We start from the raw sequence: 17,649 nt of genomic DNA on the forward strand, positions 1-17,649 counted from the left end.
AAAATTAAAGGAGGAGTACAGTCACAAGGATTTGATAGAACAGTACATAACAATATAAAAATGCTGTAGTTATTTATTGAGAGGTTAAGAATGGACACAATGCAAGCGAAATCTACGCTTCCCTCCAAGCTGGTCTGGAGCCTAGTGGCAATAATAGGTGCAATTTCTTTTGGGATGCTGGCACTCAGTCGTGGTGAACATGTTAATGCGGTTTGGCTTGTACTGGCTGCAGCATGTGTATATAGCATCGCATATCGATTTTATAGTCTATTTATTGCAACTAAAGTATTTGAATTAAACCCAAGACGTTTAACCCCTGCCCACCGTTTAGCCGATGGTCTGGATTATGTTCCCACCAATAAATATGTACTTTTTGGTCACCACTTCGCTGCGATTGCAGGAGCGGGGCCATTAGTCGGGCCAATTTTGGCTGCACAAATGGGTTTTTTACCAGGGACAATCTGGCTACTGGTCGGTGTGGTTGTCGCAGGTGCAGTCCAAGACTTTTTAGTTTTATTTATTTCAACGCGTCGAGACGGTCGTTCGCTTGGTGAAATGGCAAAACAGGAACTGGGTTCTTTTGCTGGTATCGTTGTAATGCTTGGTGCGCTTGGGGTAATGATTATTATCCTTGCAGTATTGGCTTTAGTTGTGGTTAAAGCACTTGCCCATAGTCCATGGGGTGTTTTTACGATTGCAGCGACGATTCCAATTGCATTATTTATGGGCGTTTACATGCGTTTTATTCGCCCGGGACGTATTGCTGAAGTTTCGATTATTGGCTTCGTCTTAATGATGCTTGCAATTGTTTACGGTGGACATGTTGCAGCAGATCCTTACTGGGGTGAATTTTTCACCTTAACAGGAACACAGCTGACATGGTGCTTAATCATTTATGGTTTTGTCGCATCAGTCTTACCAGTCTGGTTATTGTTAGCACCGCGTGATTATCTATCAACATTCCTTAAAATTGGTGTCATTCTCGGTTTAGCAGTCGGTATTATCATTGCATTACCTGAACTGAAAATGCCAGCAGTGACTCATTTTATTGACGGTACTGGCCCTGTTTTCTCGGGTAGCTTATTCCCATTCCTATTTATTACCATTGCCTGTGGTGCGATTTCTGGTTTCCATGCGCTTGTATCAAGTGGTACAACACCAAAACTTGTCGATAACGAAGCAGATATTCGTGTGATTGGTTATGGCGGTATGCTCATGGAATCATTCGTCGGTATTATGGCGATGATCTGTGCAACTGTCTTAGACCCAGGCGTGTACTTTGCAATTAATGCGCCTGCGGCTGTACTGGGTACAACTGTAGAAACTGCGGCAGAAGCTGTGCGTAATTTAGGCTTTGTCGTTACGCCTGAAATGTTAACTGTGTTGGCACAGGAAGTCGGAGAATCTTCGATTTTATCGCGTACGGGTGGTGCGCCTACCTTTGCGATTGGTATGGCACATATCATTTCGGAAATTTTCAATAGCCGTTCAATGATGGCGTTCTGGTACCACTTTGCGATTTTATTTGAAGCGTTATTCATTTTAACTGCTGTAGATGCAGGTACACGTGCTTGCCGTTTTATGGTGCAAGACACGGTTGGTATTGTTATTCCAGCGGTTAAAGCATCAGGTTCATTCTTTGGTAACTTGGTCGGTACGGCTGTTGCAGTCGGTGGATGGGGCTTCTTCGTCTATCAAGGTGTGATTGATCCACTCGGTGGTGTTAACTCCTTATGGCCTTTATTTGGTGTTGGTAACCAAATGTTGGCTTCGATGGCCCTCATTTTGGGTACAGTCATTCTGTTTAAAATGAAAAAAGAAAAATATGTTTGGGTAACGATCATCCCAACAATTTTCTTATTCATCACCTGTATGACTGCGGGCTGGCAAAAGATTTTCCACGAAAATCCTAAGATTGGTTTCTTGGCGCAAGCGCATAAGTTCTCTGATGCGATTGCTCGTGGTGAAATATTAAAACCAGCTAAAAGTATTGCTGAGATGCAAAATATTGTGATGTCGAATCAGATTAATGCTGCGCTTTGTGGCTTCTTTATGATTGTTTCGATTGTCATGATTATTGCTTCGATTGGTATTGTGCGCCGTGCTTTAGCAAGCCCTAAACCAACAGTAAATGAAGCGCCTGCTGTATATGCTGATCCAGAAGTGGTCACCCCACGAGGAGAGTAATGATGAATTTTAAATTTGCAAAAAATGGAACTGTCATTATTGCGAAAATCATCAAAATGACAGTGCTCTCACAAAAAGAGCTGTTGCTTTCTCCAAAGAACTGGTCGCGTATTGCAACCTTGTGGCAACGTTTGCAACAAAGCTTTCGACTGATGGTTGGGGTTCCAGACTATCAGACTTATGTGGAGCACATGAAAGCTCATCATCCTGATTTAACACCAATGGATGCAAAGACTTTCTACCGTCATTGTGTCGATGCGCGTTATCCATCGGCTGGCGGTACTTTAAAGAAATGCCCTTGTTAAGTTGAGATTGATATTCAGCTAAACAAAACGGTATGTGGTTAAACCATGTACCGTTTTTCTTTTTTGGAAAATGAAAAAGAGTTTGCTTAAAGTCTGCTCATTTGTATTTTTTTCAATTGAAAATCACTTGTTTTGCTTTTGAAAAATGAATATTATGCTTTCCATCCTAGGTGTATAGCTCAGTTGGTTAGAGCGCTACGTTGACATCGTAGAGGTCTCCAGTTCGAGTCTGGATATACCTACCAAGACATTAAAGTCATATAAACTCGAATAGCTTTACATGACTTAAAAAGCCCTAAACTGTAATGGTTTGGGGCTTTTTTATTGCTTTTATAATTTAATTTCAGTTTTATAATAAAGCTTCTATTTAACGTGCAATTTTTTTCAATGTTCTGATAGCCTAAATTAAGTTATCTTCGATCAGGTAAAATAAAAATGACAATGTGTGTATTAATAAGAAATGCTGGATCATTAGCTATAGCTGCAGATAATAGAGCTGTCTATATGCAAAATGGTAAAGTATCCCATGTGGTTTCTAATAATATAAAAAAAATTATTGAATGGAATGGTGGATATATTTCTGGTAGTGGTAGTGCCGATATACTAGAAAATGTGAAAGCTTTTGCTGCTAAAAATCCCATTACTAGTATATATCAAATCATTGAATATCTTGAGCACTATAAAGCTCGGAATATTATAGATAATTATTGGTTGGACACTACTCACCTCACTGCAATTTATTTGACCGATGCTGGCGATAGAGCGGTCTATATTAATGCAAATACTGAAGAGCCTAGAGCCCTAGATGATTCAAGTGTTTTGATTTTTGTTAAAGATATTGATACAGAAAATTTCAAAGAGCTTATAAAAGCTGAATTCCATGAGAATGGTTTCAATATTGAAAATGTTATTGAGATATTAAGAAGTCTTTTTAAATTTGTATCAGAAAGAAATGAGACAGTATCTAGTACATTTGACTTTGCATTTCAAAATTATGAAATGCGTGGCATGATTGAATTAAAATAAAAAACAATTTTTTAAAATAGTTATAAGTTTATGAATGAAGTAGCTTTTAGGTAAGGTATTCTATCAACTATATCTTATTTAAGATAGAAAATTAAGGTAGTTATAAGATGAAAATCCATTCTATTGAGTTAAAAGATGTAGGCGGAATCCCTTATTTAAAACTCGAAAATTTAAATTCAAAAATGAATATAATTTGTGGAGAGAATGGGGTTGGTAAAACTAATATTTTAGATGCTATTGCTGCTTCTTTCAGCCAGTTTGATAAAAATCATGTTAGAAAAAGGGCAGGAAGTGATAAAGCAATAATTACAATAAAACATGATAAAAAAGGTTCTTCAGATATTCATGTGGATATTACAGACTTTGAACCGAATGAGTCTGACTATTTTCTTCTTAACAATAAAAACTATGAAGAAAACAAACATTTGATGTTGTATATAAAAACTAATAGGGGAATTGATTACAAAAAAGTCAAAGCTATTATTGCTGACCCAGACTCAACGCATAGGATGAGAAATAATTCTTCTGGTGTAAAAAATGAGGATATCAAAGATTGGTTGTTAAATAGAGTGTTACATAGTAAGCATTACGATCATTTAACAGAAACACAATTAAAAAATCTTGAATCAGCTAAAGCATGTTTTAACCTTTTGAATCCAGAGTTTAAATTTAAACGTCTTAATACCAGTAATGAAATATTTGTTGATACTCCTACTGGAGAGATTTTTTTTAGAATTCCTTTCGTCTGGCTTTAAGTCAACACTATTCATACTTTTGGGATTAATAAAAGAAATAGACTTTCGTTTTGATAAAAATAGAATAGCGGCCAAGGACTTTGAGGGGATTATACTAATTGATGAAATCGAATTACATTTACACCCTGAATGGCAAGGTCGAATTATCAATATTCTTAAAGAACTTTTCCCTTATGCACAGTTCTTCATCGCTACACACAGCCCTCATGTTATTCAGTCAGCCTTTGCTGGAGAAGTGATCGCATTAGAAAGACTAAATAACGAAATAGTTCTTCGGGATATACCAAATCCAGAATACGGTTACCAAGGATGGACAATAGAAGAAATCCTTGAAGATGTTATGGGGATGGCAGATTTAAGAACCAAGCTTTATAAATCGGTAAAAGGGAGATTTGATGAGGCGCTTCAAGAAAGAAATAGAGATAAAGCATATGAAGCATATTGTCAGTTAGATAAAATGCTTCATCCTAATTATCCTTTACGTCCGGTATTCAAGCTACAGTTAGATAGTCTTGGAGAATAATCTGTGATTAAACTGGAAAGGAGCAAAAAGCCTGCATATTTGACAGCTGAAAAAGTTGAAGAGCTTACTAATAAATTTAAGGCAACTAAGGCTAGTGTTTGGAAGCATGCAGAAATAGGAGAAGCATTACTGGATAGTAGTTCATTTAAATGTGCTTATTGTGAATGCCCCTTGCAAATAGAAGACTCATATATGCAAATAGAGCATTTTAAAGACAAGGACACTTATCCGGACTACGTAGTTGATTGGGAAAATCTTTTGCCATCTTGTCAGAGATGTAATAGAAAGAAATGGACGTTAGATGTAGTTATCGAACCTATTGTTAATCCATATGTTGATTACCCTAAAAATCATTTCTTTTTAGAAGAATTTAGACTTTATGCAAAAGACTTGAAAGGGGAAATAACGATTTCTAAGCTTGACCTTAATGATGATAAAAGGCTTGTTCTTCCACGGTTTCTTGCTAGTAATGAAATCGCTAGCCAGTTAGACAGTATTTTTAGAAATATTATAAATTTGGATGAAGCAAGGAAAAGTTTGTCTAAACTTTTGAACAGTTGTCAGGCTGATAGTCCTTACGCAGCATTTTTATCTACTTGTTTACATGGAAAGAAAGAGTATCAAATTTTGAAGGAACTATTAAAAAGTGAGGAAATTAACCTTTGGGATGATGAAATGGAGGAGTTAGATTTTAGGTCAAAGCAATTGACATTAGACCGCAGGTAAAACCCTGAAGTATTAAGACCGGATATTGCTGGACACATAGAGAGAGAAGCATCTTATAGATTAGCTGTTGACACTACTAACACGATATAAAGATTTATATACCTTTTCTTAATTACAATGGGGGTCGTAATAAAATCTTTAGGATAAGTATTGTGGATATTGAAAAATTAATTGATGAATTCAAAGATTTGGTAGATACATTGGCTGAGTCAAAAAAGAAGTTGCAAGATCTAGTTTCTATGAAGGCAAATTATTATTCATTGTCAGGAGAGTCTGTGGAGGCAATCACGCAGGTTGTCATGTTTGATTGTGACATTACCTTTAATTTACTTAAGCAGGAGATATTCGACTTCTACTCAAAACGTTATAGGAATGAGCCCTTCATGCACTTAGTTGATACAGAGTTGGAATCCATAAAAGAAGAAATGAAAATGAGCTCCATGAAGATAGTTTTAAATATTCGAGTCCAAGAAAAAATTAAAAGAACGGAAAAGAAACTTCAGAGCATTGAAAAAGATCTACCTAAGTATTCATAAAGATTTAAATTATGAGTACTTTGAGATTTATGAATTAGGTAGATTCTAATGCGGTTTTTACCCTTTTTAGTGAGTAACGGCCGCTTATGCTTTTTATCTTTTGTTCTTTGCAGAGGTTTTTAAAAAGGTAGTAAGTCATTCCAGGTATGCGCTCACATATTTGTCTTATATTGAGTAACTCATCCTCTTGATTAGCCAATATCCTAGTAACAGCACGTTCACATGCTTCTTCCAATAATTTGGTTAGTTCATCAGCTGTTATCAAAACAAATTTTATTTCGGTAGTCATCAGGATGATTTCCTAATATTTAGTTTGTAGGACTATAGATGAAAGTACCTACATTCATTCTAGTTTTTCCGCCGAGCACCTCTTTTTATATTTAACAAATGTAAGTTATCTAAGATGGGGATAACTTCGTTTGGATCATAAAGATGTTTACCTTCATTACCTTTATTAAATACGCGGAGGTGTTCTATAAGTGATTTTCTTGAAAGCGAATACCGTTCTAACAACCATGCAGCATCAACTCTTCTTGGCAGTTCTTCTAATCTTAATTCAATGATCTTGCAACCTGCTATTTCTTCACCTAAGAAGAGTTTTGGAGGGGTATCGCCTTCAAGAGTAATGATGTATTTCTTTTTCATTTTTAGCTGCCTAATTGCTTTTTATTTAATAATAGATAGGAATCTAATTAGAATTTCATTGCCAAATAAGGAGTGAAAATTTTAAACTAATCTTTTGATACATGCTTAGTTAAAAAACATTACTTGATAATTATATATTTATTACGGGATCATCATGAACGGAATTTTTTATGAAAATACGAAAACTACAATACCTCGCTGTGTACAACCTATTCATGAAACCCACCCATTAGGGTATGCGTACGAAACTGACACTCATTTTGTGCACTTATATGGGGGAAATAAAGGGTTAAACACTATATCGGTAGGTTTAACTGCAATCGAGAAAAAACAAGGGACTTTAGAAGACTGGGCTATTAGAACTTTTGGAGCCCAAAATATACAGCCTCTTAATTTACCAATTGGGCAAAGTATTGAGGGGGTTTGGAGACCATCCTTGTTATATTCTGAAGATATTCAAAATGCGCTTAATATTGATATGTACGAACAGCGTTCAGCAGAACAAGCATTACTAATTCTACTTGATAAATTAGATGATATTTTTTTATATGTTGAACCCGATCAGAATGGTGCTCAGTCCTTTGGTCATAAATCCCGTGAGTTATTGATTTTAGCTTGCACCGAAGTAGAGAATATGTGGGTATCATTATTTAATAAAACTGGCACACCCGCTGCTAATGGTCGAACGTTTACAACTCAAGATTATGTAAAGTTGTTACCTAAATTATGCCTAGGCGAATTTCAAATTAGTTTCAAAAACTATAATGTACGAAAATTTAAGCCTTTTATTAATTGGAATGCCTCACATCCGACGCAATCTTTAAGTTGGTATGATGCTTATAATAAAACTAAGCATGATCGCAAAAATTTTTTTTCATGTGCTACGTTAGAGAATGTGATGGATGCGATTACTGCTAATATCGTTATGTATTGTGCTAAATATGGTCCATTTTACTTATTAAGCAACAACACCACGTTGTCTTCACTAATAAATCAGCACTTCGAAATAGAATTGTTGAATAGTGATTCATCAACATACTATATCCCTAAATTTAGTTTCCCTGCGAATACAAGAGAAGACCTTTTTATTTTTGATCCTCATCAAAATGGGTATATGGTCCCTTGGGATGTACAACCGCTAACAATTTGAGGACAATGTTGTGTGGCTGGAAGTGGGGTAGCAACTCTAATTATACCTGTATGTAGATTGCTGTAGTAATTAATTATTTGTACACCTAATTGTACACCAGATTTTTATTTTAATTTATTTGTAATTTAAATCAATATCTTAAGTTTTAATTTGGTATTGGATATACCTACCAAGACATTAAAGTCATATAAACTCGAATAGCTTTACATGACTTAAAAAGCCCTAAACTATAATGGTTTAGGGCTTTTTTATTGTTTATAAAAAAATTTACCGTACTAATCAGGGGAAGCTAAAACAAGATGAAGAATTCTTATTGCAATGGAATTAAAAGATGCACAGAAGATACCTATATAAATGTATATGGAGAGGTTATTATTTAGTCCGTAGAATAATCTTCTATTAATTTTTCAAAAGTATTTACACTATTTAACAAGGTTGTTTTAAGTATCCGTATTTTTATATTTAATTTTTCTCCGGAACGCTCCATTTTTTTACATATTCCATAATCTTGACTTGCATAGTCATTATCTTCATTAACCAGTTCTAGCATAAAAGATTTAGCCGCTTTAGCTTTTTCATATCCTATTAAATCTTTTATATCAATTAATATCTTAACCAAAGAGTCCATTAGATCGTCTAAGATAGTTAAAAGACAAATTTTGCGATCTAGTTCCATTAATCTTGGCTTTACATTCGTCCAACCATCATAACTGTGTAAAAGATCATCTCTATCTAAATCTATTTGTACTGATAATTTCATTTGACTAGGATCATTTATATCCTGAACTATATTAAAACTTAATTTAGGCATACCACAGTGTTGAATATAGTTTCTTAACTTATAAGAAAAGGCGTAAGCAAACTGCCCATCATACTCTCTACTTAAAATTTCCTTTAATTTTTTGCATTCAATAGAATCTTTTCCGAAATTTCTTTTGATTCGAGTTTCTAGATGTTCAATCATTGCTTTAAATGATGAAAGTATATTTAATAGCCACTTGTTTATAATTCTGATAAGTGTCAGATAATTTTTAGAATCTAAAATATTTCCTGTTGAGTATCCACTTTCAAGGTAGTTTTGTAAGTCCAATTCAAAAGACTCATAATTATCCATTACGCATTGAAGTAGACTGAAGTCTTGATCAAAATTAAATAATTCCTCTTCAGCTTTATCTATTTTTCTTAAATCTTCTTGATCAAGAGATTTTATATTCTTAATGGTATTTTCTTTTATTATTACCAAATCATTGATATCATTCATTTTTATCTCATTGGGTATTTTTGGGAAAATAAAGTAGCAAGGTATAATTTAAATAAAAACTAATTATTAATAAAGAATTATTCAACTGATTTTAAATAAATCGCATATGATAAAGAGATAAGTCGAAATTCTTTATTGCTAGAGAGTTTCGAAATAATTTAAAGGCTGGGGATAAGAGAGTGATTGAAAAATGCTTACATGGGATTTGTTTCTCACCTTTAAGCGTGGATGATCCTAAAATTTTTGGCTTCTCCGAATTTTTAGCAGGGTTGGCTTTAATGATTTTAGCTTGGACAATTGCTGATGTTCGATATCGCTTTAGAGTAGAAGTAGCACCGCTACCATTAAAGATAATTACTTTTTCTGTCGTTATTTTTGTTGGTTTATCTACTATTCTTACAGATCTGTGGCGTGCATCTGCATGGCTTGTACTCAGCCAAACATTTATAACCTCAGCACTCTGGCAGGCTTTTTTAGCTATTACCTTTTTTATTACTTTTTTAATTTGGATTTGGTTCGCTTTTATTAGACCTCCAGTATTTGGTAAGTTGAATTCAAAACGTTATTTATCCATTATTTATAGATATATAATTGGAGGTGTTCCAACTAATTTAGCTGTCATTGCAGATGAACTTACTAGTTCAGCTTCAAATATTATAAAATATGCTCCATTAATACATCGTTTTCAAGAAAGTGATAATGAGGGAAAACAAAAAAAAATTAATATAACTGAAATAGAGATACATGCGCATAACTTATTAGATTTAATTGCTGATAAAAGATTTTGTAAGGTGATTATTGATTCATCGCCGATCACAGCTTTAGCTTTTTTTGAAGAAATTTCAGATCAAAATAAATATAGTGTGAATATATCAGTTTTTGCTAGAAATATTGTGAATGAAGCAATAAGTAACAAGGAATCTTTTATATATCATGAGGATAAGTGGTATGACTCTGGATTGATAGGTGATTCAAAACCTATTACCCAAGCTGTATTTTCAAATTTTGATATGGTGGAAAGTATAGGAACTATGTTCGATGCTCCTTTCTTAAAGTGGGATGCAGATCAATGGGAAGCATATAGTAGAGTTGTATTAATAACCATAGAAAGTTTATTAAATAAAAGATTTATTAATCATAATTATACTATATATCATGCAATTGATAATTTGGAGAAATCAGTTATTGATTTAAGTAAGTTAAATGGTGTTATCAATCTTTGGGAAAATGATACTTATCAGCGTTTAAGAGTAGCAATTAATTTTATAGAAAATTTTTTAAAGCTTCTTGAGCAAAAGAGAGCAAATGAAAAAATAAAATTACGTAGTATAGATAAAGAAAATTTTTATATTGATAGAACTATTTATGATCATTTAGCAAATATGTTGTTTGAAATAATATCTAACGCCTCTTTTATAAAAAACTCTTCTGAGTATTGGACTATTTATCATAATACTATTTGGAGTACATTTTTTAATTTTTATAGATTTAATAGTTATGTTGGTAAAGCTTTTAAATTTAAATTGCGTAGACTTATATATAATGAAATTCTAAGAATGAATGAATTTCCCAATTTTCAAGGGGCAGCATTATTAGGATTTTGTTTATATCTTTTTGGTTTTAAAATTAATAAAAATTCAGAAGATTATAGAGATATTGTAGCTCTACATACAGTAGTATTAAACTGGACTAAAAAGAATTTTGCTGCTCTATACAATTTTAATCCAAAAGTTGCTGAGCAATGTTTAATAGAAAATATGACCTATGATCATGAAAAGCGCAGAATAACTCGTGCATTTACTGGGAATCCGTTAAAACGAGAGATAACTTATTATCATTTTGATGTAGATCCTCCTCATGAAAATTTTAAAAAATTTGATTAACCAACTATATGAAATTTAGCCAATTTAAAAATTAGTCTTACGCATTTTTAATGATCTAATTCAAAACAAATGTCATTTGCTTGACTGCAAAAGGGTAGAGCACCGTCCTTTGCCTACCTGCAATGAGCACAACCCCCTTATCAACACTTAGAATCCAGAACTTCACCTTATTTTATAAATAAAATAAATATATATATTAGAAAACTTGATTAATTTTATTTTTCGTATACAATGAACATAACTAGAAAAAGTCATGTTTGGTAAATCTTCTCTAAGTACCGCAGTATTAGTCATAATCCTTCGTTTTTTTCAGATTTTCAGCTCCATTCTTTATTATTTCGATGTTACTCATAACCAATAAAATGGTTTAAATTTTTAAAAAAACTAGGATGTATTATGTCTAATTCAAATATCATGAAAGGTACTGTTAAGTGGTTTAACGAAGCTAAAGGTTTCGGTTTTATCCAACCAGAATCAGGACCAGACGTTTTTGCTCATTTTAGCGAAATCGCTAACTCAGGTTTCAGAACTCTTGCTGAAGGTCAACGTGTTGAATTCAGTGTTGCACAAGGCCAAAAAGGCCCAAATGCTGTCAATATTGTTGCTCTATAAATAATTATAAGCAGTCATAAGTGAAAAGCATTAATGAGTGCTTTTCACTTTAAATTAATTTTAAAGTTATTTTAAGATTATAAGTAAATTTTAATTTAGGATATAAATTGTTAAAAATAAATGATTTAATTGCAAAATCTAAAAATGGTACAGAAATTTTAGTGTCTTTAATTCCTCTAAATAGAATACAAAATACACGTGAAGGTTTTAAAACTGTTGAAGTTGGTAAAAGAGTTCTTCTTTCCTCTGGAATTGAAGTTGATTTAAATTTAGATGGGCGTACCTTTTATGCGTCTATAAATCAACTATTTAAATTAGATTATAGAGTTAGTTAAAACTCAGTTTGCTATTGGATATTTAGGTGGGTCCATTATTTCTGCCATAATTTTATTAGGATATCGTCATGCTTAAACAAAATATCAGTGTCAAAGACCAGTTTGGAATTAAATACGTCATTCAGGCAACAGTAGATAGTTACTTCGCTAATACTCAATGTTTTTCTAATTTAAAATACATTACAGTTGAAGGTGAAGATATACGACCGGGTTTTGAAATGTTTTTTCAAAGTACTCTAAGTGGTAAAATTTTTAAAATTGATAAAATAAATTAATCTATCAACGCAGTACATTTAACGTTGCAGGATAGCGTTCTTTTAAAAATAGAAAAACCTCATAGCTTTAGGGCATATTGCAAATACTCAATTAAACAATAACTTTAATAATAAAGCGCAGGTGGCGGAAGCCGCACTAGCGAATTTCTAGTTTCCTAAACCGCTATATCTCAAAATTCCCACCTTTATAAACCCCCATTTAACAATAACTATCTCATTATTTATCCTTACTTTTTAATGATCTAATTTAAAACAAATGTCATTTTGTATGCTTGACTGCCAAAGGGTAGAGCACTATCCTTTGCCTGCTGGCCACATTGCCAGCCGGCTTTGACAGGCTGAATATTATCTCCCGCATCAGAGCTTTTCCTTCTGAGGAACAGCCTTGTGTGGTGTACCACTCGTCTCTTTCCCGTAGCGGTAGGACGGGAGAGGGACACCTTCGGGTGTGCTAGTTTGAGATAATACTAGTCTGTCAACCTTCTTCCGTTCTGCCACCATAATTCTATAAATGTCTGGCAGAACTCCCAATAAAAAGGAGTTGGCTTTGCACATTCTTAATTTCTTGGCAGCCTTTGCCAAAAGCTATAACGACACAACTTAAATCATATTTATCAGCTTGATTACCTTTAGGGTCTTCAGGCTTTAAGTCATTACGGCTCAAAAACTTAGTTCAACAATAAATCTTGAGATGTGCCAAGCACAGTCTTATGGCTTTGCTATGCCTTTTTTCTCCCAAAAAAGTATCTCATTTAGAAACAACAAGAATTTATAATGGTAAAAATATGCCAAATTTAGAAACATCTTCAAAAAAATTAAAAGTGCTACATACAGCAGTAGATCTATTTAATATCTATGGATTTCACAATACAGGCGTAGACCTAATTGTCAAAAAATCCAAAATTCCCAAAGCCACCTTTTATAACTACTTTCACTCAAAAGAACGCCTTGTTGAAACATGCTTAACCCTTCAAAAAAGCCGACTGAAAGAAGAAGTGCTGGCAATTGTCTATTCACACCGTTACCCAAAGACTGTCGATAAAATCAAAGAAATTGTCTGCTTACATGTCGATGTGAATAGCTTTTACCATCTTTTATTTAAAGCCATTTTTGAAATAAAACAGATTTATCCAAGAGCTTACGGCATGGCAGTTGAATATCGAAAATGGCTGCTTAGAGAACTTTTTGATCTGGTCTTTAGTCTGGAAAGCAGAGCACTCAAACCCGATGCAAATATGGTTCTAAACCTGATAGATGGTTTGATGTTACAGACTTTAAGTTCAAACAGTTTGGATGAAAGAGATATGGTGTTGGATTGGTTTTTAATATGAAACTGCTCAGATTAAACAAGGCATTCCAATACTTTCACCATGTTCTGAAGCAACAACATAAAAAAGAGTAAGCCTAATGATTACTCTTTTTATATCACAAAGTTTTTATATTCCAATGTATAAAAATAGACCGAAAATAGCTGCAGCTAAAATGACATACATCACTTTTACTTCAAAGTGGAATAGAGCAATGAATGCAGCAATTGCAATTAAAGCAGCTTCATAATTGAAAGCTTGACCAAATCCATGCGGCCATAAAACATGGTAACTAAAGAACAGTGCCAAATTTAAAATCACGCCAACTACGGCAGCAGTAATTGCAGTTAATGGAGCTGTAAATTTAAGCTCGTTGTGCGTTGATTCGATAACAGGCGCACCTGCCAAAATAAAAACAAATGAGAATAGAAAGGTAAACCAAGTAACAATAGTCGCGCCGATTGCGCCTGCTAAAAATAAGTGTTCTGAACCTAATAAGGCATGGTTAAAGCCACCAAGAAAACCGACAAAAGCAACCACCATAATTAGAGGGCCTGGGGTACTTTCACCCAGTGCTAAACCATCAATCATTTGGGTTGGACTTAACCATCCATAATAGTTTACAGCACCTTGATAGACATAGGGCAGTACTGCATATGCACCGCCAAAAGTAAGTAAAGCTGCTTTCGTAAAGAACCATGCCATTTGGGTATATGCATGATCCCAACCGAAATAAAGGCCGAGCCCAAGCACGGGAATAAACCACAGCAGCGCTGCAATAATCAGAATTTTAGTCAGGTGTGACCATCTGAACTTTGCATGATCTGGTGTTGGTGTGTCGTCATCAATTAAAGCAATACCATAATCTTTTTGGCTATTTTTATGTCCAGCATTGCTAGAAAATAGCTCAGGATACTTCTTACTTGTAAAATAACCCGTAAGTCCTGCTGCCAAAACGATAAGTGGAAATGGTAGATTTAAAACAAAGATGGCAAGGAAAGCGAGAGCAGCAATTAACCACAAAAATTTATTTTTGAGTGATTTACTACCAATTCGGTAAGTCGCATGAAAAACAATAGCGACTACAGCGGGTTTAATTCCATAAAACAGGCCAGCAATGACTGGAACATCACCGAATTTAATGTAGATCCATGATAGTCCGATCAAAATAAACAGCGAGGGGAGTACAAATAAAACACCCGCAACTATACCTCCAGCGGTACGGTGCATAAGCCAGCCAATATAGGTCGCTAACTGCTGCGCTTCTGGGCCGGGCAACAGCATGCAATAGTTAAGCGCATGTAAAAAACGTTTTTCTGAAATCCAGCGCTTTTGTTCAACAAGCTCTTGATGCATAACTGCGATTTGTCCTGCTGGCCCGCCAAAGCTGATAAATCCTAATTTGAGCCAAAACAGAAATGCGCGCCAAAAGGTGACAGGTTCAACGGGCGAGTGCAGTGAATTTTCTTTTTCTTGTATCATGAGCATTCTCTTTTTAAGTCGGCATATAAGCCATCAAAGATATAATTGGCCAATTCGAATAATTGGTCGTCGTTGCTGATCTGACTACGTAAACCTTGAATTACTTTTTCTATGCCTATTGCTTCTGGTGGTTCAAAACCGCCTACATCAAGATAGTGCACAATTTCCGCAATCTTTTTTAATGCAGGTGTTTCAAGTTCAAAACTATGCAAGAGAACTTCAAACGTAACGAAGTTATCAATATGCGTGAAAGCAGCCCCATCAAAATCATAACCAAGCGCATGTGCGGGGCACTCAGAAGGAGACTCTAACCATATAAGCTGTGGGGATTCATCAATAAAATTTTTGATGAGCCAAGCTGACGCTAATCTGTCTATCCATGGATGCTTGCGGGTAGCCCAGACTCGATTTTGATAATCTTTCTTTAGAAGTCTCTTTATCTTTGCTTGAGTAAAAACGGGTTCATTGGTTTCACCCAGTCGAGCAATAGAATGTTCGAGTGAAACCAGTTCATTGAGCGTTTGCCCTTGGACTTCGCTAGGGTAATAATCAATTTCTACAAGAGCATCAAAGCTCTTTCTTAATTTTCGAACTTGTTTAAGTAATTCTTTTTTTTCACTTTCATTTTGATTCTGATTTAAATCAACAAGCTGTTTACGTATAGCTTCATATTCTTCATTACGATTAAAAAGTGAAACAATTTCAAGGTTTAATGACGCTTCTGCTTGAAAGATATAAGCTGAACCTTGCTCGGAGATTACATCCTGCGCGATAGCTTCAAACTTTTCAGAATGCGTTATGGGTAATAGATAGACCCCATCACGAATAGTTGCGGCTCCGCTTGCTTTGAGTGAACGCCAGACTCTCATACGAGCGGTTGAGTTCTGAGTAGGGAGTGAAGATATGAGTAATGATATATTCATGTTATATACTCAACATATTTTGTTGAGTATATAACAAAAATATTTAACTAGTGTTAATCGTGATTAGAGCTTTTTTTATATACTTATAAGAAAAAAAGCGATCTACTGAGAGATAGCTTTGTATGACTGAAAATGCTCTAAGTTTGAAAAATGTTGCCTCAACGACTCTAAGAAAAGTTCAACCTTTTTTGGAATTTTTGAGCCATAAGGTGTAGTCGCATAAAAATGAAGTTCTAATGAAAAGATGTCTTGTGAGCAATTAATAATAACGCCATCATCTTCATATTTTTTTGCTAAAAAATCGGGAATAAATAAAATACCTTTGTTTTTCTTACATAGCTCTAAAAGGATTTCTATATTATTACAGATTAACTGAGGAGCTGAATTAATAATTTTATTTTGTAAGTCTGATCTTGAATATAAGTATATATTATGTTTTCTTAATTCTTCTATGCTTTTAGGTTTTCCATATTTATTTAAAAATGCAGGAGTTGCATAGAAGTTTCTTTTATAGCGGTTTAGAGTAAAACTATTTACGTCTTTAATTTCTTCTTCAACTTTTAAAACAATATCAAATTTATGTTCATTGATATCTACTGAATTTTCTGAAAATAGTAAATCAATTTCTATATGAGGATATTGAATTAAAAAATTAGAAATAATATCTGAAAAGCATGTTTGAATAAAAACATGGGGTGCACTAATTTTTAATATACCTTCAGGATATTTTTGATCATATATGAAGTCATTAGCAGCTAAGTCTAATTCTTTAACAATAACTTTACACCGTTGATAAAACTTTTCCCCTGAACGAGTCAGGTCCATCTTTCTAGTGTTACGAATAAACAATGATGTACTAAATAGACTTTCTAAATAAAAAATTCTTTTAGAAACTTGATCTCGAGTAATACCTAAGTTTCTGGAGGCATTACTGAAGTTTCCACTTTCAACAACGCTAATGAAAGTATAAATACAGTCTAGTTTATCCATTAAATTTTGAAAGGCTAAGTTGGTGTTTCGCTAAACTATATTATGAATTTTTACTTATCAATCATTGTATCTTTTAAGGATACAGTTTGTATTTAAATAGGTATCTAGTAGTTTACGCTTATTTTTGATTTTATATAGTCTGCTTATTAATTTTTTGGTGGATCATATAAATAATCATTTTAAATATCTAAATTAAAATGATGGTTCTTATAAATATTAATATTTTTATAACTTTATAGGGGTGTTAAAAAATCGAAATACCAATGAGGTAAATAGATGAGTGACTTAATTAATAATAATCCTGTGTGGATAAAAAAGATCTTATCAATTCATGGATTGCTCCCACTTCTTCGACTTGCATTAGTTTCAGCCTATTTAGTCGGTGGAATGAATAAATTAATTGGATTTCATGCGGCGATTGAAGAGCAGGCAAGTTTCGGTTTACAACCTGCTTGGCTCTGGGCAGCTACAGCGATTGCGATTGAAATTGTGGGTTCACTCTTGGTTATTTTTAATCGTTTTGTCTGGTTAGGAGCCGGGGCTTTAGGTTGTCTAACCGCAATAGCGATGCTGGTTGCCAACGATTTTTGGAATCATACAGGTCCAGCATTTTTTAGCACGTTTAATAGTTTCTTTGAACATCTCGGTCTCATCGCTGCTCTAGTGATGGTCACCATTCTTTCTAATCAACAAACAAAGTCACAATAAGTTGTAGCACTTAATTCTTA

At 34.0% G+C, this 17,649-nt stretch carries 20 protein-coding genes and 1 tRNA gene; 15 read left to right on the forward strand and 6 right to left on the reverse strand.

Annotated features, from left to right (window positions below; all coding sequences use genetic code 11):
• Positions 1–90: 90 nt before the first annotated feature.
• The 8 genes from AOLE_RS05170 to AOLE_RS05200 all read left to right on the forward strand — a co-directional run bounded on the left by AOLE_RS05170 (position 91) and on the right by AOLE_RS05200 (position 6,058).
• On the forward strand, positions 91–2,187 hold the full coding sequence (locus tag AOLE_RS05170) for a carbon starvation CstA family protein (protein ID WP_013197154.1): 2,097 nt from the start codon (positions 91–93) through the stop codon (positions 2,185–2,187).
• Positions 2,187–2,492: a YbdD/YjiX family protein gene (locus AOLE_RS05175; RefSeq protein ID WP_004790909.1), complete on the forward strand. Its 306-nt coding sequence runs from the start codon at positions 2,187–2,189 to the stop codon at positions 2,490–2,492. The genes AOLE_RS05170 and AOLE_RS05175 overlap by 1 nt, the downstream gene beginning before the upstream one ends.
• Positions 2,493–2,660: 168 nt before the next feature.
• Positions 2,661–2,737: transfer RNA gene (locus tag AOLE_RS05180), tRNA-Val, on the forward strand.
• Between the two features lie 190 nt (positions 2,738–2,927).
• The gene (locus tag AOLE_RS05185) at positions 2,928–3,518 is read left to right on the forward strand and encodes a hypothetical protein (protein WP_013197155.1); all 591 of its coding nucleotides are present in this window, start codon (positions 2,928–2,930) and stop codon (positions 3,516–3,518) included.
• A 107-nt stretch (positions 3,519–3,625) separates the two neighbouring features.
• Entirely contained in the window at positions 3,626–4,273 is a 648-nt protein-coding gene (locus AOLE_RS20635) for an ATP-binding protein (protein WP_013197156.1), read from the forward strand.
• A gap of 19 nt (positions 4,274–4,292) precedes the next feature.
• Positions 4,293–4,796, forward strand: coding sequence for an AAA family ATPase (locus AOLE_RS20640; protein WP_264652248.1), 504 nt, complete (start codon positions 4,293–4,295; stop codon positions 4,794–4,796).
• A 3-nt stretch (positions 4,797–4,799) separates the two neighbouring features.
• Complete coding sequence (locus AOLE_RS05195) at positions 4,800–5,522, forward strand: HNH endonuclease (protein ID WP_013197158.1); 723 nt, start codon at positions 4,800–4,802, stop codon at positions 5,520–5,522.
• A 152-nt stretch (positions 5,523–5,674) separates the two neighbouring features.
• The gene (locus AOLE_RS05200) at positions 5,675–6,058 is read left to right on the forward strand and encodes a hypothetical protein (protein ID WP_013197159.1); all 384 of its coding nucleotides are present in this window, start codon (positions 5,675–5,677) and stop codon (positions 6,056–6,058) included.
• Positions 6,059–6,092: 34 nt separating this feature from the next.
• Here AOLE_RS05200 and AOLE_RS05205 read toward each other — a convergent pair whose 3' ends face one another.
• A complete protein-coding gene (locus AOLE_RS05205) occupies positions 6,093–6,347 on the reverse strand; it encodes a hypothetical protein (RefSeq protein WP_013197160.1) in 255 nt (84 codons plus the stop codon).
• A gap of 59 nt (positions 6,348–6,406) precedes the next feature.
• Positions 6,407–6,703: a hypothetical protein gene (locus AOLE_RS05210; protein WP_013197161.1), complete on the reverse strand. Its 297-nt coding sequence runs from the start codon at positions 6,701–6,703 to the stop codon at positions 6,407–6,409.
• A 154-nt stretch (positions 6,704–6,857) separates the two neighbouring features.
• Between AOLE_RS05210 and AOLE_RS05215 the strand changes: the two genes are divergently transcribed.
• Positions 6,858–7,853, forward strand: a complete 996-nt coding sequence (locus tag AOLE_RS05215) for a hypothetical protein (RefSeq protein WP_013197162.1) — start codon at positions 6,858–6,860, stop codon at positions 7,851–7,853.
• Between the two features lie 376 nt (positions 7,854–8,229).
• Here AOLE_RS05215 and AOLE_RS05220 read toward each other — a convergent pair whose 3' ends face one another.
• Positions 8,230–9,114, reverse strand: coding sequence for a hypothetical protein (locus AOLE_RS05220; RefSeq protein ID WP_013197163.1), 885 nt, complete (start codon positions 9,112–9,114; stop codon positions 8,230–8,232).
• 179 nt (positions 9,115–9,293) lie between these two features.
• Here AOLE_RS05220 and AOLE_RS05225 point away from each other — a divergent pair, with 179 nt between their 5' ends.
• The 5 genes from AOLE_RS05225 (at position 9,294) to AOLE_RS05245 (ending at position 13,550) form a co-directional block, all read left to right on the forward strand.
• Positions 9,294–10,997 (forward strand): hypothetical protein, encoded by a 1,704-nt coding sequence (locus AOLE_RS05225; RefSeq protein ID WP_013197164.1) that lies wholly within the window; start codon positions 9,294–9,296, stop codon positions 10,995–10,997.
• Positions 10,998–11,393: 396 nt separating this feature from the next.
• Positions 11,394–11,609, forward strand: a complete 216-nt coding sequence (locus tag AOLE_RS05230) for a cold-shock protein (RefSeq protein WP_003650532.1) — start codon at positions 11,394–11,396, stop codon at positions 11,607–11,609.
• Positions 11,610–11,716: 107 nt separating this feature from the next.
• Positions 11,717–11,944 (forward strand): hypothetical protein, encoded by a 228-nt coding sequence (locus tag AOLE_RS05235; RefSeq protein ID WP_003650533.1) that lies wholly within the window; start codon positions 11,717–11,719, stop codon positions 11,942–11,944.
• Between the two features lie 68 nt (positions 11,945–12,012).
• Entirely contained in the window at positions 12,013–12,219 is a 207-nt protein-coding gene (locus AOLE_RS05240) for a hypothetical protein (RefSeq protein ID WP_013197165.1), read from the forward strand.
• A 785-nt stretch (positions 12,220–13,004) separates the two neighbouring features.
• On the forward strand, positions 13,005–13,550 hold the full coding sequence (locus AOLE_RS05245) for a TetR/AcrR family transcriptional regulator (protein ID WP_013197167.1): 546 nt from the start codon (positions 13,005–13,007) through the stop codon (positions 13,548–13,550).
• Between the two features lie 105 nt (positions 13,551–13,655).
• Here the strand turns inward: AOLE_RS05245 and chrA are convergent, their stop codons facing one another.
• The 3 genes from chrA to AOLE_RS05260 form a co-directional block, all read right to left on the reverse strand.
• Positions 13,656–15,008, reverse strand: a complete 1,353-nt coding sequence (gene chrA, locus AOLE_RS05250; RefSeq protein ID WP_013197168.1) for a chromate efflux transporter — start codon at positions 15,006–15,008, stop codon at positions 13,656–13,658.
• A complete protein-coding gene (locus AOLE_RS05255; RefSeq protein ID WP_023274159.1) occupies positions 15,005–15,931 on the reverse strand; it encodes a chromate resistance protein ChrB domain-containing protein in 927 nt (308 codons plus the stop codon). Before AOLE_RS05255 ends, chrA begins: the two co-directional genes overlap by 4 nt.
• Before the next feature lie 102 nt (positions 15,932–16,033).
• Entirely contained in the window at positions 16,034–16,921 is an 888-nt protein-coding gene (locus AOLE_RS05260) for a LysR family transcriptional regulator (protein WP_023274160.1), read from the reverse strand.
• A gap of 276 nt (positions 16,922–17,197) precedes the next feature.
• Between AOLE_RS05260 and AOLE_RS05265 the strand changes: the two genes are divergently transcribed.
• Positions 17,198–17,629, forward strand: a complete 432-nt coding sequence (locus tag AOLE_RS05265) for a DoxX family protein (protein WP_013197171.1) — start codon at positions 17,198–17,200, stop codon at positions 17,627–17,629.
• Positions 17,630–17,649: the final 20 nt, after the last annotated feature.

Origin of the sequence: Acinetobacter oleivorans DR1 (genome assembly GCF_000196795.1) — a bacterium.
GTDB lineage: Bacteria > Pseudomonadota > Gammaproteobacteria > Pseudomonadales > Moraxellaceae > Acinetobacter > Acinetobacter oleivorans.

Bases quoted from the DNA above. Each gene is read 5' to 3' on its own strand.
- AOLE_RS05220 (WP_013197163.1), bottom strand. From the start codon at position 9,114: ATGAATGATATCAATGATTTGGTAATAATAAAAGAAAATACCATTAAG.
- AOLE_RS05170 (WP_013197154.1), top strand. From the start codon at position 91: ATGGACACAATGCAAGCGAAATCTACGCTTCCCTCCAAGCTGGTCTGG.
- AOLE_RS20635 (WP_013197156.1), top strand. From the start codon at position 3,626: ATGAAAATCCATTCTATTGAGTTAAAAGATGTAGGCGGAATCCCTTAT.
- AOLE_RS05175 (WP_004790909.1), top strand. From the start codon at position 2,187: ATGATGAATTTTAAATTTGCAAAAAATGGAACTGTCATTATTGCGAAA.
- AOLE_RS05205 (WP_013197160.1), bottom strand. From the start codon at position 6,347: ATGACTACCGAAATAAAATTTGTTTTGATAACAGCTGATGAACTAACC.
- AOLE_RS05265 (WP_013197171.1), top strand. From the start codon at position 17,198: ATGAGTGACTTAATTAATAATAATCCTGTGTGGATAAAAAAGATCTTA.
- chrA (WP_013197168.1), bottom strand. From the start codon at position 15,008: ATGATACAAGAAAAAGAAAATTCACTGCACTCGCCCGTTGAACCTGTC.
- AOLE_RS05215 (WP_013197162.1), top strand. From the start codon at position 6,858: ATGAACGGAATTTTTTATGAAAATACGAAAACTACAATACCTCGCTGT.
- AOLE_RS05210 (WP_013197161.1), bottom strand. From the start codon at position 6,703: ATGAAAAAGAAATACATCATTACTCTTGAAGGCGATACCCCTCCAAAA.
- AOLE_RS05240 (WP_013197165.1), top strand. From the start codon at position 12,013: ATGCTTAAACAAAATATCAGTGTCAAAGACCAGTTTGGAATTAAATAC.
- AOLE_RS05255 (WP_023274159.1), bottom strand. From the start codon at position 15,931: ATGAATATATCATTACTCATATCTTCACTCCCTACTCAGAACTCAACC.
- AOLE_RS05260 (WP_023274160.1), bottom strand. From the start codon at position 16,921: ATGGATAAACTAGACTGTATTTATACTTTCATTAGCGTTGTTGAAAGT.
- AOLE_RS05230 (WP_003650532.1), top strand. From the start codon at position 11,394: ATGTCTAATTCAAATATCATGAAAGGTACTGTTAAGTGGTTTAACGAA.
- AOLE_RS05245 (WP_013197167.1), top strand. From the start codon at position 13,005: ATGCCAAATTTAGAAACATCTTCAAAAAAATTAAAAGTGCTACATACA.
- AOLE_RS05185 (WP_013197155.1), top strand. From the start codon at position 2,928: ATGACAATGTGTGTATTAATAAGAAATGCTGGATCATTAGCTATAGCT.